Raw genomic sequence first — 15,607 nt, forward strand, 5'->3', positions numbered from 1 at the left:
TATTTAAACAAACATAGACCATCAAAGGTATAATGTCAACGAATCGATGGTTTTTATCCTTTTTAGCAATGTTTATATCCTACGGATTTGAATAAATGGCAATGCTTCTTATCATGATAGTCCCGTCACGGTTTTTTGGGAAGTGTACCCCTTGGGTTTCCCTATGGGGCGGATACCTTACAGTGAACATAATGAAGTTGTGAATATCACCTGTGGTAGTGCACAAAAAGGATTTCTTAATTAGTGGTCAATAGAAAGTCCAAGAATTCACTGTCCTCAAAGGTGTCTTCCTCAAGCAGGGTCTGTCTGATAATAACGGCATTCAGTGACGGAATCAAATACATCCTATTTTTGCCCGCACCTAAGCCTCCGATAATGTCGGTATATCCATTATAATAAATAAAACCGCCCAATTCACCTTCTGGGGCAGTGTCATGGGTGTTGAAGCCATACCCCTCCACGTTGTTCAACCAGCAAAACTTACCATGTCCGGGGTTTGGTCCGGTAGGGATCGACATTTCTTCCACTAGGGCCGATTCAATGATTTGATCCCCGTTCCAGTTTCCTTTATCGAGCATGAATTGTCCGAACTTCACCCAGTTCCTAGGTGTTATATAGCAACCATTCGGTAAATTGGGGTTACCCGATGCGTCATGGCTCCAACCTTCATAGTCCAACCCTATTTTATCGAAAATTTCCGTTTCGAGGTATTCCAATGGATTTTTTGAGATACCCTTTTGGTTCAATTTTCTTTCCAATAGGACACCGAATACATAATAATTGCTGGGACCATAAGAAAACTGTTCGTTTGGGGTGCTTACCATGTCCAATTCATCCACAACATATTGATAGGTGTTTTCTTCTTCGGACAAGGTTAAAAAATCCTGCGAAAGTCCGGATGAAAGCGTTAACAGATGTTTTATCCTGATTTGGTTTTTACCGGGATGTAGGGCTGTGTCCTGCCATTCGGTCAGGGTATTCGAAACATATTCCCCGTAGTCCGCAATAAGGCCCTGTTGTTTTGCCAAAGCAGCAACCGATGACCAGAAAAGTTTGGTCGCACTATAAATATGGGGTGCCGTATGTTGGTCAGCGCCATTGTGGTAATCTTCGAAAATTATATTGCCGTTTTCCATGATCAATACCGCACTTCCGCCTTTTTCTTTGGAGTAATTGGCGGCATCGGCAAGTTGATCGGTATGGAAGGTACTTTCAGGAACCGCAATGGTTTTTCCATCATCCCCGGAACATCCGAGTAGTAATGACGATACGATCACCGATACGAAAAAACAGTTTTTCATAGTATACCTTTTTATGGTTAGACCCGAAAAAAGTATTAACGTTTAATTGCATACGGTATTGTAATAGCCTCATATACACGTACGATCAGCTATGGAAACGGTGTGGTTTTTTCTTTGTGTTTAACCAAATTCCTTTGATATCGGTTTTCGGGATCAGGGTACGCTATTGGCGTTCGGAGCTTTAAGGTGGGTATCCAAAAATTTCAATATCCTACTATAGGCTTCTATCTGATTTTCCTTTTTGACAAATCCATGTCCTTCATCCTCGAACAGCACATATTCTACCGGAACATTGTTTTTTTTGACCCCTGCTACGATTTCATCGGATTCTACCTGTAAAACCCTTGGGTCTTCGGAACCTTGTAAAACGATCAAGGGTTTGGTTACCTTGTCGGTATGGAATAGAGGGGAAATTCGTTTTAGACGGACGGAATCTGCGGAATATGGGTCACCCAATTCCAAATACAACGCCTCCCGGAACGATTCCCAATACGGTGGAATACTCTTTAGGGTACGCAACCAATTGGTGACCCCGAAGAGGTTTACACCCACATCAAACTCTTCCGGGGTATAGGTCAATGCGGCCATGGTCATATAACCGCCATACGATCCCCCGAGGATGCCTATATTACCACCATCGATTTCAGGCTGTTGTGCCAGCCAGTTTTTTCCTTCCACGCAGTCCTGCAAATCCTTTTCGCCATGGTTTTTATCATCCATTTTAAAAAAGGTCTTGCCATAACCACTACTGCCCCGGTTATTAACGGCAAGTACGGCGTAACCATGATTGACCAAATACTGTATCAACGGATTGAAGTTTTGACGTGATTGACCGCCTGGGCCACCATGCACCCATACCATCGCAGGTACTTTATTTTCTGTGGTCGCTTGGTGGGGCAAATAGTAAATAGCGGGAATTTCTGTACCGTCAAACGATTTGAATCGAATGACTTCGGCGGTAACCAGATCTTCTACGTCAATGGCTTCGTTCAATACATCGGTCAACTTGTGCTGTTCCTGGGTCTCTAGATTATAGGTGTATAGGTCCGAGGGTACATTGGAACCGCCCACATACATTCTCATCCAAGTTTCATCATCACTGAATCCGACACTGGTAATGCTTTTGCCACCAAAATCGGGTAGGGGTATAGGTTGCATGGTTTTTGCATCCAGGATGTCTATTGCATTTTTTCCGTCTTCATTCACATAGATATACATGTATTTTCCTTCGGAAGTGAATCCACAGCCCATAATATCCCATGGTTTTTCAAGGACTGTTTTCTTTTCTTTGGACGCTAGGTCGTAGGCCATTAAATAGGAGAATTCGGCCCCGTCATCGGTCGTATAGTAAAACGTGGTATTGTCCACTGAAAAATCCTGGGCAGCATTGGCACTTTGGTTTTCATTGATTTTGGTCATTTCCTTCGTTTTTACATTGTAAAGGAACAAGTCGGTATCATTGGTGTTTATGGTTTTGGATAAAGCGAAATGGTTCTCGTCATCAGACATGCCACTAAAATCAAGGCCATCATTGTTCTGGTAGATCATTTGGGTGGTATACTCATCGACGGACAGTTTATAAACATCGAAAAAACGGGGGTCCCTTTTGTTCGAACCATAATACAGATGTTTATCATCTTTTGACCATCCGTAAAAATCGGATTTAGCCCCTTCTTCCGGGGTAATATCCGTTATGGTCCCATCCAATTCCCGTACATATAAATGGTCGATTTCATCCCCGTTCCCATCCGCACGCAATACCATTCTGTCGTCTTTTGGAAAGTATGACTCCGCGAAAAAAGAGGTGCTGTCGGATTGTGTGATCGGCATCATATCCCCTCCTTGGGCAGGAATGGTATAGGCATTGTAAATTCCGGAACGATTGCTTGAAACCAATAGGTTGCCATTGTCCGGAGAAAAACTCCCACCTCCAATGGCTTCATTGTCCATAAATTGTTCTATGGTATAGGATTTTATTTCCCTTTGGGCCGTTTCGGGTTTTTCCTTGCAGGAAAATAGAAGCGCTACCATGATGAGTGCTGAAATTCCGGTTTTCATGAGTATAAGTGTTTTAGGTTATGTTTCATTTAAAAGTTTCCCAAATGGCCGAATGCCAGATTTCCCGGGACATTTATCATGATCACGAACTGAATTAAAAGTACTTACATACCGGGGTTTTTTAATTTGTGTGTCCTAAGTTACTAATAACCAATGGTAACGCCAACAACAATACTGAAGGGTTTTGGGAAAAAGGATCAGTCGGCAATCAATACCGTGGTCTGTTTCTTTCCTTTGTCCTCGATGTTTGTTGGCAGTGGGATGTCAAAAAATGTGACCTCCCCTTTAATTTTGGCATCGGATCCGCCTTGTGACCGGTACTTGCCGGTTATTTCAAAGGAAAGCTTTTCAAGTTGTTGGGTGGGGTCAACGGCTTCTATCTGCCATCCATTGTCAAGCTTTTCCAAATGCAATAAACAAGGGAATTTTATGACCAATTTCTGCTTTTTGCCAATCGTGATCTCACTGGGGCCAAAAGCAGTGATGGCGATTATTCTACCTTGGTCGAAGCTTAGGGCGTGGATCTCTTTTCGAAGGGTCATAAGCTTACCCAGTTGTTTTTTCGTGGCTTTTCCCACTTCCTTTTTTGGGACACCGATGATACTTACATAGGCATAGGTTCCATTATTGGGCTGTATGCCATGATCCACTTCCAAATCGAATACGGCTTTGGTGATCAGGCTATCGGTATGCCAAGTCAGCACCCTTTGCCAATTGCCGCTTTGCATGCCTTGTTTAACGTTCAAGCGTTGTTTGCCCAGACTCACGTACGCAATACTATCGTGCCATACCGAAGTGATATTGCCTTTGTTCTTCGCAATAAGTACATCACCCTGCTTATAGCACTGATTGATCGTCGTTACGACATTGAATTTCCGATCGGTTTGTATGGCAGACCCTAAGGCATAGACTTTGTTATCGATAAAAAAGTAGGATTTATTTGCCTGTAGGCTATCCCTTCGATATTTAAAGGCGGTCATCCCTGATTGTTTACTTTTTAGGCCCCCAGCGAAATGGGAGCCGTTTTTGTATCCGTCCCAAGATAAAACAGGGAGTTTGGATGTATCCTGTACGGTTGTGGTACCGGGCAATTTCCTCCAGTTCCAAACGGGATAAATTTCATGGTATTCATCCCCGCGGCGGTAGATCAAGTTTGTACCATCGCCCAAATGGTATCCCATTTGGTTTTCACCATTACCGGCTTCGGCCCCGATTACCCGTTGGGAGGACATACGCACGGCAGAGAAAAAACCATCCGTTCGATACAGGCTGTAATCGGAATTTCGAAAATGAACGTACCCATTGGGAGCACTGCTCGGATTTTCTTGGGTGTCAAATAGGTTGAATATCCGCTCTAAATTTTTATAAAGCTTGTATTTGGATGCTGGTCCGCGATAGGGAACACCGTTTACGTACTCTGGGAATATTTGCCGTCCTGTGGCCAAAATTTCGTATTTGCCCCTGTACACGACTTTTTGCTGTCCTTCGAACATGAGTTTACGCATCAAATCGATTTTTTCCGGGGAAAAGGCAATGTCCGTTTTGTTGAAAATGAACATCCACTTAATGATATCTTCGGCAAAATGCAATCCATAATTACCGAACTGCGGTTGTGGGCCGTGTTGATGGAACGAATAATCGGGCTGAATGCCTTCTTCATACGGTTTTGAGGGAATCACGACGGACTTGATGGTATCCGCGGCAGCGGTCATCAACTGTTGGTTGCCACGAACCAATTCACGCATAAAAACATTGCCGCTCAGCCATATTTTGTTTTGGCCGGTCATATATATTTTGGATTTGTCCATTACGGCCAAGGACTTGGTCATGGTCGAATCGGGAATGATGGCCTCGCATAGGACAAGGGTAGGCCCAATACTTTGGGGGACCCCTATTTCCTGGTGCCACCAGTTGTCGCTATAAAAATCGTTGTAACTCCAATAGTTCAATCCGCCTACGATCGATTTGGCCAATGCATCACTCCGGTAAAACGTACTGTCCTCATTTTCAAAGGCAGTGGCAAGGACGATCAGTCGTTTAAGATGTTCCCGGGGTTGCCAATTGCTTTTACGGTGCATGGTGTAATCAATATCGGAAAAGGAGAAATCCCGATCCATACGATCAAGTAGCTGTTGTACTTCTATATCGCTGACTTCTTCAAGCAAATAAAATTCCTTTAAATTTTGTTTGAGTTTATCCAGATCGTTCGCATAAATCAGGTGATTCAAAAAGATCATTGCGATGATCAAAAAGAGGGAATGGATTTTCATTGCGGAAAGTGGTTTTTGTTTATGCGCTTTGTTTGGTTCTTTCTATTTCCTTGGGTTACCTGTTTTTCCACGATAGCGACATTTACGGTACTGTTTTTATCGCCCCATGCAAAGTTGAAGGAAAGCCTAAATTAAACAAGAAATGGTCCATTTCAAAGCTTAATCCCTTATAGTTTGTATAAGGTTTTGTGTGATTCAAAAACCATGGGGTAGTTGGGGGGGGGCACACGGAAATTCGATCAATGACCCTTTGCCCTATTGTGGTTTTACTGCTATGGTCAAAGTTGTTTTCTTGAATGAATTTTACAGGTATTCAATTTTTTTTGGATCTGTCGAAACGCTTGCGTGCCCAATTCAAAAGTAAACCCGATAGGATGGCCATGGTTGCGGCGATCATATTGAAAAGGATGTCTTGTAGGTCGAACACCCGATTGGGCATTACGATTTGAAGGCATTCATCAAGTACACCGATAAAGATCGTCATGGCCAGCGCACAAAAAGCGGGCTTCAAAATCAGCTTTTTTTTACGCGCCCTTTCGACCAATGCCTTGTGGATGAAAATGGCCAACACACTATATTCAATTAAGTGACTGCGTTCAGGTGCCCCCATCCTGAAAATCAGCATCATATAGACCGCGATAATCCCTAAAAGTATGGATACCTCCATACCGCTGGGTTTCGCTAGGAGTCCGTGTGCGATAATCGCTGCAGTGGTTAACAGCATTCCCGCCACAAAAAATATGGCCTGTACATCCTGGTCCTGTAGTAGATTTGCCAATGGTTTTCCAATAAAAAGCGTTGAATAAATGGCTGCGAATACAGCCAAAGCCCCCATCCAAAGACGTTTTTCCCGTAAAGAAGTGAATAGCTTAGGCATACTTTTCATTTGTTGATTCGTAACCCAACGCCTTTTATGCCGAATTACTCCATGGTCATTGTTTCTTGGCCCAACAGGTCTCCCCGTCGGCGGATGGGTTATATAAAGAAAGCAAGAAGGTACTGATTTTTGGTCATACCCTGTGGTATCCTTCCACCGGTCTCCTGGGAATCGGTGGAACGAAATGGGCGAACCCCAAAGGTCTTGTTTAAAATGAGGTCATTGATCCATTTCCATGGCATATGATCATTTATACTGCCAATTCGCCAAAACGTCGGCAACTTCTTTCCCGACTTCCTTTTCCAAACGGATTATCAGTTCAGCGTCTGAAAGTTTATCGGTGGTGCTCAAATCGGTCTGGATCAAAAAGTTTCGGAGCTTTGCCAAGATGGCATCCCCATTGGACTCGATGATCGATTTGGCGTTTTTGTAGAATTGCATTTGAAACCATTCGTAGTTTTGCGGGCTTAACTTCTGAACATATTTTTCCTCAAAATCATTGAGTGTTTTAAATTCAGCCCTGCCATCCCCGGATCGTAAGGTAAATTCCGGGTAGGTATCCATCATTTCGTAGCATGCATCGCAATTGTATTTGCTAAACGCATACATAGCCATGGTCGCAAATAATTCCTGTAGCCACTTTCTTTGGGGTTCGGTCCCTTTTTTGAAATGATAAAGATGCGCAAGTTCATGAATGGATAAGGTCTCTCTATAAAAAAGGTCCAAATCAATATTCTTCCCATAAACAGGCTTTAATGCATTCAGGTATTCATCTGGCAATTGGGTGATCATTTTTTCAACTTCCTTTGAAACAACCGATTTATCCAATCCTAAAATGACATTGCCATTTCCCGCTTGGGGCATACCTGGTGGCGGAAAATAGGCGTAGGTGTTCCATTTGTGGTTTTCTATGAACAATACCGCAAAGTCCAAATCGGTTTGAAAGATAGTGTCAAAGTATTTCTTTGCATTATTGATGTTTTTAAGGGTCTTGGAGGTGTTTTTAATGGTATCATTTGAAACCAATGCTTTAAAGTCATATTCGGTGTTCAATGTGATCAATCCCTTATGGATGGAATCATCGATCCAAGATTCCTGGGCCATTAATCGGGGGGTAAAGCAACCTATAAAAACAGCGATCAGAATGGTTAATGTTTGTTTTTCCATAGTATGGTACGATTTTTTTAGTTACGCGGCGCCATACATCGTTAGGTCCGGTGGGTGGTGCTAATATGTATTTAAATATACAAAGTGTAGGTAAAGTTCACTAAATAACTTCTAGATTATTGAGGTAGTGCATCTTACATCAGTAGAAACCAAAGTATCCAAATCAAGCGATTCGTGGGGCAATCAAAGCGGAGGGGAGTAATGAAAAAATCATAGGAAAGGCAGGTAAACCGGAAGGTAAAGGGGAATAGTCGGGACTGGACAAGGGTTTACAAGGATGCCTTGTCGTACTTTAGGAATACCTACATCCAATAAGCCAAAAACCTTAACGGACCATTGGTCCATAATTTATCCATTCGAATATGGCCATTGGAAAAAGAAAATCTTTTTCAGTGCATATTACTTCACGGTATAACGTACCAACACTTCATTATCAAGTATGATGTTGGTGGCCCAAATAAATTTTGCATCATTGGATGCCTCATCAAAAATGGAAGTAAAATTGGTATACGCCGGCTTATTGTCTACCCCAATGGTGCTGTTGGTATAGGTAGACGCATTGGGCCATTTTGAATCATCAAAATCGGATTGCATCCAATCCATGGGAATTTCCCAGTGCAAGGCATAAAATGAAGTTCCGTCTTGACCTCCTTGTGTAGGGCAGTTTTTGGAATAGCGGTAAGCACCTTCTTCGTAGGCACAATTTAAATCCGTGATAGGGGCGGTGTAAAAAGTCTGGGCTTTCCAGTTTTCATCGGTGATGGCAACAATATTATCCTGTTCGTCTTTAATGACGGCTACCATACCGCCATCCCCGGCATGAAAAGCTTTTCCCCGGTTCGCTTCACAGCCAACGCCCAGGTGTTCTTCCCAATCTACCAACTTCATGGCTATGGTAAATGGTCTACGGACTTTAAATTGTATGATACTGGAATTGAATTGGGTAAACGGTACTTTATCCTTACCGACCGCTACCCCGTTGACATACATTTCAAAATAATTATCGGCAAAAATATAAGCGGTATACACCGCTCCATGTGCATCAACTTTCACGATGTTCGACGCATCAAGATTGGACAGGGCTTCTTCGGGCGTTGCATGGTTTTTTCCTTCACATGAATTGTACAGATCGGGGGCAAATGGAAAATCGTTATTGGAATAGTTGGTTTCCGCAGGAACCGTCCATTTATTACCATCTGATGAAGTAATCTCCCCGACATCGGTTTTCCTGCCCCACTCGCAGGTATAAATGTCTTCCGCCACGGTATTGGCCAATCCTTGGGTAACGCTTGCCGTTCCCTTATAATCGGCGAATTCGGACGTTTTTGCGATTTCGTTTGTTGGCTTTTGGGATTTTTTGTCCGAACAACCGATAAGCACCAATAGCAAAATGAGCAAAGGAAATCTGTTCTTCATCCGTCATTGGATTAATGGTCAATAGCTAACATCGTTCAAAAATGGGGCATTCATTCAATGCCGTGAAAGCAGGTTTAGATGGCTTTTACCGGACAACCGATGGCTTTTGTGAAATTTGGGTCTGGTTTTGAACCATTTTCCAATGCTTCGATGGCTTTTTCCACATAGTTCACTTTAACATCCCCTGCAGATCTTGCATTGTCATCTATGGTACCGATGTATTGCACTTTGCGTTCACTATCAAGTAAAAACACATGTGGGGTTCTTACGGCCCCATATTGAGGGAATATTTCATGTTCTTCATCGGCCAAATAGGCGAAAGGGAAGTCTTTTTCTTCCGCTCTTTTTTGCATGGCAGCAAAGCTTTCCTTTTTATTGTTTTCATCAACATTGGGGTTGATGGCGATTACGGGATATCCCTTTGGGGAATAGGTGTTATGTAAGGCTATTAAACGATCTTCGTACATTTTTGCAAACGGGCATTCGTTACAGGTAAAGACGACGATATAACCTTTGGCGTCATTATAATCGGACAATGAAACCATGGTGCCATCAACATTTTTAAGTTTAAAATCAGTTGCGGTATCCCCAAACTTATAGCCTCCGATTTCATCAAGGGTTTTTGTTTGCTCCGGACTGTGACCTCCACGAGGCGGACCTTTTCTATCGCCATCATGTTTGGGAGGATGTTCAGGGCCTTTGTGATGTTGGTCCGTTGTAGTCAATTCTTTTCCTTTTCCCTCTTTCCTGTCCTTACAAGAAACAGAAACTCCTGCTATGAATATAAATGCAATAATGAGTACGCTGATTTTTTTCATTCTTTTATTTTTTATTAAAGGTAAGGTTTATTTCATTTTCTAAATCTTCCAAGCTTTCAAACGTCCTTTCATGAAAGGTACGGGATTTGCCGTTATGGATTATGGTGAAGGGCAATGCTCCCGACCAATTGGGGTCGATCTTGTCGATCCAACTATTGGCGTCGGGATCATCCAAGAGTACGACATGGGAAGTAATGCCTTTTTTCTTTAAAAAGGGTTTCAACTTTGATTCAATGTCTGCGGGAAAATCAAGGCTTACCAATAAAATTTCCGTATCGGGGTTGTTTTTTGCATAGGCTTCGATTATCGGTAATTCCTTCACACAGGGCGCACACCACATGGCCCAAAAATTAACAATGTGGGTTTTTTCAGCATCCGTATATAACAAAGGTTCCAAAGCATTGAAGTCATATACGTCAACAGTATCCGATCTACTTCGGTCTATATCCGAATGTACTTCATTACCCTTGTTTTTACAACCCATGAAAAATATGGGTAGACTGAACAATAGTACTAAAACACCTTTCTGTTTTGTCATGTGCATAGAGAATTCACTGGACATTGGACGTTATTTCATTTAAAAGGTTTAATCGGTCTTTGTTTTTTAACATCCTCCAGGATGCTTATGGGCCAATTCGGTTATAAATGCCATGGATAGGGCGAACCAATTGGCAGAGGCCGGTTAGGAGCATTAGGTTACCGTAGTTCGGTCATCAGTGGTCGATGGTTGGGAGATGACGAGGAAATCCAATTCCTTTCCCGATTCATTGGCGATATAGTGAACCGTTTTAGGGTCGATTAAAATCCCTTGATTTTTGCTTACGGATTCAATTTTGTCGTCGAGATAAAAAGTCGCCCTTCCTTTTAGGATGAAAAAGAATTGTTGTGCCATCGCATGGAAATGCATTTTTTCCTTCGTTCCGCTTGGCATCGATTCCATTTTTACGGACAAATTCGGATGGTCTACCATCACCCAACTATCGCAATTATCGCCCCATTTGTACGTTTTTGAATTTTCCTTGTTGATCATATTATATGCGTAATTATTCATGTTCATGAACCATTCCATTTGGTTCAAACTTACTATGTCTATTCCCTACATCTCCTGGAACGAATCGTCTTTTCCAAATTTCGGTATTTTGTCCGGTTCGCCCCGTACTTTTTTCCATAGGTGCCGTTCCTAACGGTGTACTCGTTTTTGCAGTTGTTTTCGAAGGTGTGGTTAGTGAATGACCCCAAGATGGTTCAAATTCCGACCAAAACACCTAAGATACTATTCGGGGATCCCATCACCGAAATTGACAGGAAGTTCGTGTACATCCTGATTAGGATTCCGATTCACAGACTTTCTTAAAGTACTCCAAGGCCTTTGGCCATGTGCCATCGAACATTTTTTGGAACGCTTCATCAACGGTCATCACGATTTCGAGCTTTGTTACGGTGTCATTGACTTTTTTGAAAAAGTATTCTTCCAAAGAACCGATCCACTTTTGCATCATTTCATCCTTTGACGCAACTTCGACATTCTCCGAATTTACCATGGCAATATGTTTGGCCCTAATGCATGTATGGGGGTCCAATGCCTCGAAAACCACCTTTGTACCACCTTGGGTACGATCAAAGAAAGACATATGCCCTCCTTTTTTCCATTCCCCCTCGTAGGTCATTCCTTCGCCCCATGCTTTGGCCCAGTCGGCATAGCCCCTTTTATCCATGATTTTCTTAAATACAAATTCTTGTGGTTTATTGATCGATATGGAATATTTCAGTGTTTTCATAGCTTATTTTTTATCGTGAATTCCCTTTTTGAAACCGAATACGCCCTTAGGTTTACTTATAATCCGCCTTGTGGTGTCTGTGTATCGAACCTACCTTGGGAATATGCACTATCGTTTATATCCAAAAGGTATGGATTAGGTGCCGACACCCGTAATATTGTTTGTTTGTACGGTACCCAAATCAGTATCATAAACCAATATTCCTTGGTTCTCATTTTCAAGTCGACCCAGCAATTTACCGTTTTTGTCCCACACGGCACTTTGGCCCACACTCATAAAGTTATCGCAAAACCCTATACAATTCGCCATTAGGACGGGGATGTTGAATTCACTTGCGATATGGGGAAAGTGCGCATAGGCATTTACGATTCCACTTTTTGATTTTGCCACACTGGCGATGTATATATCCGCACCATCTTGTGCCGCATTCATAAAGTGTTGCCGTTGTAAGGTCTCGTAACAGATCCCAACAGCGATTTTCTTTCCATTCAGGTATAGATAAGTTTGGGTGTTTCCCGGAACGAAAAAAGGTAGTTCGTCTGAATGGAGCATTTGTTTGGCATACCCCCTCCGTTTTTTATTTGGCTGAAAGATCGGCATACCGATATGTATTCCGTTACTCCCATTGATTGGCATTCCTATTGCAATCGTCAAAGCATTCTTATCGGCCATATCCTGAAATGGATCGAAAATGCCGTTTTCCACATCGGTTGCCAGTGCTTTGGCCAGACCGGGTTCATAGCCCGTGATGGATAATTCGGGAAATACGATAAGGTCGGGATTCGATGTCAAGGCACGCTCGATAATATCCATGTGATTTTGAATATTCTTTCGAATATTTCCTTTAATGGCTGCTGTTTGTGCCATGCAGATTTTCATTTCATTCAGCGATTTGTTTGATGGCCTAAGGCCTTGTATATCTTATCGTTTCCGGTTTTTGAGTTTCGGAATTCCAAAAAGGAGGATGTTCACCTTTTTGATCTGTTCACACTGTCTCAAGCGGGCTAATTCGTGGTATTGAATTGTTTTATGTTCATTTATGATCAAATGGCAATATAGATTTCGACTTCGGCGTTTTCCCCGTTCCTTGATTTTTGTCCGTAAACCTCAAAGTCTGCGGTATAGGTTCGTTTCAATTCGTTGTCTTTTTTCCAAATTTCCTGCCACGTTTCCAAAACCGCATTCGGCATTTTCCCTTTCGCCACGAATTTTCGGTAATTCCCACCTTTAAATTCCCTACCGACCATTCCGTTCGGGATTTGGTCAAGAGCGTTTACTTTCAATCCGATTATCGTAGTGTATTTTCCCTTATGGTCCGATTCATAGTCCGTATAAATCGAATAAATATCATCACTTATTTTATTCGGGATTTTACTTGGGATATTTTCGGTATAAAATTGTTCCCAAAGCTTGCCCAGATCTACGGCGGCCCTACCATTTTCGTTGGTCGTTTCAATTTTGATCCCGATGATGTTGAAATGGGCTATTTTTTCCATTTTATGATTAGGTACGTTTTGATATTGAATGATATTGCTCAAAAAAATCGTAGTCCAATTTACTCATTTTTTGTCATCGATCACCGTTTTCTTGAAGCACTTCCAACACGGATAAATTGTAACTAGCAGGGCAGGGTCGATTTAAATGATCGAAGGATATAAAGTCTTCCTAAAAAGTCACCTCGGTGGCTGTATCCATTGTTTTGCCCATAGGCAGGGGATTACCGTTGTTGTGCGAGCGTAAGGTTCATTCATACGGTCTCTTTATTGATCCATTTTCCGATGGTGGGGGCTTCGTATTCCTTCATTTTGGTTAGCAGATCCTCTATATTTTCGCTAACTAAGACCATTTGTCGGTTGATGTTTTTTAAAAAACCTTTTTCCACCATGGAATCAAGTAGATCGATCAGTTCATCGTAAAACCCATTGATATTGAGTATTCCAATCGGTTTTTGATGAAGTCCCAATTGTCCCCAGGTCAGCATTTCGAAAAATTCTTCCATTGTCCCAAATCCGCCCGGTAACGATATAACTCCGTCACAGAGGTCGTTCATTTTGGTCTTTCTTTCGTGCATGGTATCGACCAATATCAATTCGGTCAATTTTTCGTGCGCGATTTCTTTTGATTTAAGGAAGTTCGGCAAAACACCGATAACCTTTCCCCCTTCGGCCAAGGCGCCATCCGCAATGGCCCCCATTAAACCTACTTTGGCCCCACCATAGACTACCCCTATGTTTTCGGAAGCTAATTTTTTCCCTAGTTCCCGGGCCTTATTTTTAAAAATCTCCTGGGTTCCAAGACTTGAACCGCAAAAAACGGTAATGTGATGTATCTGGTTTGCCATTTATTATAGGTGTTTTTCATTGTTGGCGTTGTACAAAATCGAATCAGTAGTTGCTGTTACTACATTGGCGATGGTGTATCGCCCGCTTTTTTATCTAAATGGTTTTGGTTTGGTGTTTTTACTTGCATTTTTCGCAATTTCCGAAATTCTCTTTTGTCTTGTTTCCTTTTTCTTTGCAAAGGTCACCCAGTGCAATAGGCCTTTTTTGGCCGATTTGCTCAAGTTCTCAAAGTATTCCATCGCCCCTTGGTACCTTGCGAATTCTTCTTCTAAATCTTTGGGGATAATACAAGCCTCAACTTCATCCAAAATGGTCCACGAGCCATTTTCTTTCGCGATTTCAATGCTTTTATAGCCTGCATCTTCCATAAGTCCGTTTTCGATCAAATGGGTTACTTTCGCTTTATTGATCTTTGACCACGTACTTTTTGGTTTTCTTTTACTGAAATATTGCATGTATTTTTCATCATCGATTGACTTTTTCACACTGTCGATCCACCCAAAGCAAAGCGCTACATCAACGGCTTCATTCCAATCCAAATTAGGGTTGGGAGCGCTTTTTTTGGTGATTATCAGCCATGTCGAATCTTTGGTCAAATGGTTTTTTTGAAGCCATTTCCTCCATGCCATTTTATTTAAAGGGTGAAAGCTGTCCATATTGAAGGGTGATATTTTTTGATGCTTATTACGGATTGGGCCACTAGGGTTCAACCGATAAATCAATCGGCTTAAAAATAGTGATTTTCAAGTTAGGGTAGGGCGGATATGGATTTTGGTATTCCCATCATTCTTTAATCCATTTTGAGGAAAATCAGGGTCTCCTTCCAAAAGCCCATCATTCATTTCATGGACTTCATGGGTATCTGCTTTTCCGTAAGACTTTTTACCACAACGGTTATTGGTGTCAGTGGTTGATATTAGTGGTGTTTTGGTATGTTTGCCCCTAAAACGATATTCCTTTCGGCAGTCCAATGTCCCGATTCCCTATAAAGTTCAACAATTCCGGAATGGCCGCCCCTCGGATTCCGGGAAAAATTTTCTTTTGCTGAAAGTATGGGGTCTCCCTTAAAACGGAAATCTTCAATCCAATAGTATTTTCCATTCGGTTCCAGAACCGTGATATGGATATGTTCAGGTTCTCGGCCATCAGGATATGCAGCTGGGCGGAAGGTATAAAACGTATACTTGCCATCTTTGGCCGTTTTTATCCAACCTCGAATATATCCATGTCTTTTTGCCCATCCTTTTTCATCCCCTTTCTTTTTGTAAATCCCCTGTCGATCGGTATGATAGATATACAGGATGACATTTTCGGCAGGTGTTTTCGCATCCTTTTGAAAAACGGTTCCGGTTATCTTCAGTTTAGGTTTGGAGTTATGGAAATCCGGAAGGGTGTCAATAGCGGATAACACGTTGTCTGCGTACTCAAAAATGGCCTCGCAACCTTCACAAGGTCCTCCGACCAATTGGTTTTCCGAATGCTCGGATTGTGATCGGCAAGCATAAACCATGAGTAGCAATACCGATATGTATAGGAGTCGTTTCATTTTATTTTAATCAACCTACGTTATCTGCCCTGTG

At 42.1% G+C, this 15,607-nt stretch carries 15 protein-coding genes; all 15 read right to left on the reverse strand.

Annotation, left to right across the window (positions count from 1 at the left end):
* Window positions 1-236: 236 nt before the first annotated feature.
* The 15 genes from PHU20_RS18485 to PHU20_RS18555 all read right to left on the reverse strand — a co-directional run bounded on the left by PHU20_RS18485 (window position 237) and on the right by PHU20_RS18555 (window position 15,573).
* On the reverse strand, window positions 237-1,301 hold the full coding sequence (locus tag PHU20_RS18485) for a serine hydrolase domain-containing protein (protein WP_274826896.1): 1,065 nt from the start codon (window positions 1,299-1,301) through the stop codon (window positions 237-239).
* A gap of 153 nt (window positions 1,302-1,454) precedes the next feature.
* Window positions 1,455-3,359, reverse strand: coding sequence for a S9 family peptidase (locus PHU20_RS18490; protein WP_274826897.1), 1,905 nt, complete (start codon window positions 3,357-3,359; stop codon window positions 1,455-1,457).
* A gap of 197 nt (window positions 3,360-3,556) precedes the next feature.
* The gene (locus tag PHU20_RS18495; RefSeq protein WP_274826898.1) at window positions 3,557-5,629 is read right to left on the reverse strand and encodes a polysaccharide lyase family 8 super-sandwich domain-containing protein; all 2,073 of its coding nucleotides are present in this window, start codon (window positions 5,627-5,629) and stop codon (window positions 3,557-3,559) included.
* Window positions 5,630-5,942: 313 nt separating this feature from the next.
* A complete protein-coding gene (locus PHU20_RS18500) occupies window positions 5,943-6,506 on the reverse strand; it encodes a VanZ family protein (RefSeq protein WP_274826899.1) in 564 nt (187 codons plus the stop codon).
* Window positions 6,507-6,752: 246 nt separating this feature from the next.
* A complete protein-coding gene (locus PHU20_RS18505) occupies window positions 6,753-7,673 on the reverse strand; it encodes a hypothetical protein (protein WP_274826900.1) in 921 nt (306 codons plus the stop codon).
* Window positions 7,674-8,072: 399 nt separating this feature from the next.
* A complete protein-coding gene (locus PHU20_RS18510) occupies window positions 8,073-9,089 on the reverse strand; it encodes a hypothetical protein (RefSeq protein ID WP_274826901.1) in 1,017 nt (338 codons plus the stop codon).
* 74 nt (window positions 9,090-9,163) lie between these two features.
* Window positions 9,164-9,907 carry a thioredoxin family protein gene (locus PHU20_RS18515; protein WP_274826902.1) on the reverse strand — a complete coding sequence of 248 codons (744 nt, stop codon included), beginning with the start codon at window positions 9,905-9,907 and terminating at the stop codon, window positions 9,164-9,166.
* 4 nt (window positions 9,908-9,911) lie between these two features.
* Window positions 9,912-10,445, reverse strand: a complete 534-nt coding sequence (locus PHU20_RS18520) for a TlpA family protein disulfide reductase (protein ID WP_274826903.1) — start codon at window positions 10,443-10,445, stop codon at window positions 9,912-9,914.
* 153 nt (window positions 10,446-10,598) lie between these two features.
* On the reverse strand, window positions 10,599-10,964 hold the full coding sequence (locus tag PHU20_RS18525) for a cupin domain-containing protein (protein WP_274826904.1): 366 nt from the start codon (window positions 10,962-10,964) through the stop codon (window positions 10,599-10,601).
* 268 nt (window positions 10,965-11,232) lie between these two features.
* On the reverse strand, window positions 11,233-11,685 hold the full coding sequence (locus tag PHU20_RS18530) for an SRPBCC family protein (RefSeq protein WP_274826905.1): 453 nt from the start codon (window positions 11,683-11,685) through the stop codon (window positions 11,233-11,235).
* Between the two features lie 135 nt (window positions 11,686-11,820).
* Window positions 11,821-12,552, reverse strand: coding sequence for a carbon-nitrogen hydrolase family protein (locus PHU20_RS18535; protein WP_274826906.1), 732 nt, complete (start codon window positions 12,550-12,552; stop codon window positions 11,821-11,823).
* A gap of 176 nt (window positions 12,553-12,728) precedes the next feature.
* On the reverse strand, window positions 12,729-13,181 hold the full coding sequence (locus PHU20_RS18540) for a GyrI-like domain-containing protein (protein WP_274826907.1): 453 nt from the start codon (window positions 13,179-13,181) through the stop codon (window positions 12,729-12,731).
* 251 nt (window positions 13,182-13,432) lie between these two features.
* Window positions 13,433-14,026, reverse strand: a complete 594-nt coding sequence (locus PHU20_RS18545) for an LOG family protein (RefSeq protein ID WP_274826908.1) — start codon at window positions 14,024-14,026, stop codon at window positions 13,433-13,435.
* Between the two features lie 90 nt (window positions 14,027-14,116).
* Window positions 14,117-14,623, reverse strand: coding sequence for a YdeI/OmpD-associated family protein (locus PHU20_RS18550; protein WP_338040899.1), 507 nt, complete (start codon window positions 14,621-14,623; stop codon window positions 14,117-14,119).
* Between the two features lie 320 nt (window positions 14,624-14,943).
* The gene (locus PHU20_RS18555) at window positions 14,944-15,573 is read right to left on the reverse strand and encodes a dioxygenase family protein (protein WP_274826910.1); all 630 of its coding nucleotides are present in this window, start codon (window positions 15,571-15,573) and stop codon (window positions 14,944-14,946) included.
* Between the last annotated feature and the right edge of the window lie 34 nt (window positions 15,574-15,607).

Source organism: Maribacter polysaccharolyticus, from assembly GCF_028882255.1.
GTDB classification, from domain to species: Bacteria; Bacteroidota; Bacteroidia; order Flavobacteriales; family Flavobacteriaceae; genus Maribacter_A; species Maribacter_A polysaccharolyticus.

What these genes read in the sequence shown, in the direction of transcription:
- PHU20_RS18500 (WP_274826899.1), bottom strand. Translation starts at nt 6,506, where the DNA reads ATGCCTAAGCTATTCACTTCTTTACGGGAAAAACGTCTTTGGATGGGG.
- PHU20_RS18540 (WP_274826907.1), bottom strand. Translation starts at nt 13,181, where the DNA reads ATGGAAAAAATAGCCCATTTCAACATCATCGGGATCAAAATTGAAACG.
- PHU20_RS18495 (WP_274826898.1), bottom strand. Translation starts at nt 5,629, where the DNA reads ATGAAAATCCATTCCCTCTTTTTGATCATCGCAATGATCTTTTTGAAT.
- PHU20_RS18515 (WP_274826902.1), bottom strand. Translation starts at nt 9,907, where the DNA reads ATGAAAAAAATCAGCGTACTCATTATTGCATTTATATTCATAGCAGGA.
- PHU20_RS18555 (WP_274826910.1), bottom strand. Translation starts at nt 15,573, where the DNA reads ATGAAACGACTCCTATACATATCGGTATTGCTACTCATGGTTTATGCT.
- PHU20_RS18485 (WP_274826896.1), bottom strand. Translation starts at nt 1,301, where the DNA reads ATGAAAAACTGTTTTTTCGTATCGGTGATCGTATCGTCATTACTACTC.
- PHU20_RS18535 (WP_274826906.1), bottom strand. Translation starts at nt 12,552, where the DNA reads ATGGCACAAACAGCAGCCATTAAAGGAAATATTCGAAAGAATATTCAA.
- PHU20_RS18525 (WP_274826904.1), bottom strand. Translation starts at nt 10,964, where the DNA reads ATGAACATGAATAATTACGCATATAATATGATCAACAAGGAAAATTCA.
- PHU20_RS18520 (WP_274826903.1), bottom strand. Translation starts at nt 10,445, where the DNA reads ATGACAAAACAGAAAGGTGTTTTAGTACTATTGTTCAGTCTACCCATA.
- PHU20_RS18545 (WP_274826908.1), bottom strand. Translation starts at nt 14,026, where the DNA reads ATGGCAAACCAGATACATCACATTACCGTTTTTTGCGGTTCAAGTCTT.
- PHU20_RS18530 (WP_274826905.1), bottom strand. Translation starts at nt 11,685, where the DNA reads ATGAAAACACTGAAATATTCCATATCGATCAATAAACCACAAGAATTT.
- PHU20_RS18490 (WP_274826897.1), bottom strand. Translation starts at nt 3,359, where the DNA reads ATGAAAACCGGAATTTCAGCACTCATCATGGTAGCGCTTCTATTTTCC.
- PHU20_RS18510 (WP_274826901.1), bottom strand. Translation starts at nt 9,089, where the DNA reads ATGAAGAACAGATTTCCTTTGCTCATTTTGCTATTGGTGCTTATCGGT.
- PHU20_RS18505 (WP_274826900.1), bottom strand. Translation starts at nt 7,673, where the DNA reads ATGGAAAAACAAACATTAACCATTCTGATCGCTGTTTTTATAGGTTGC.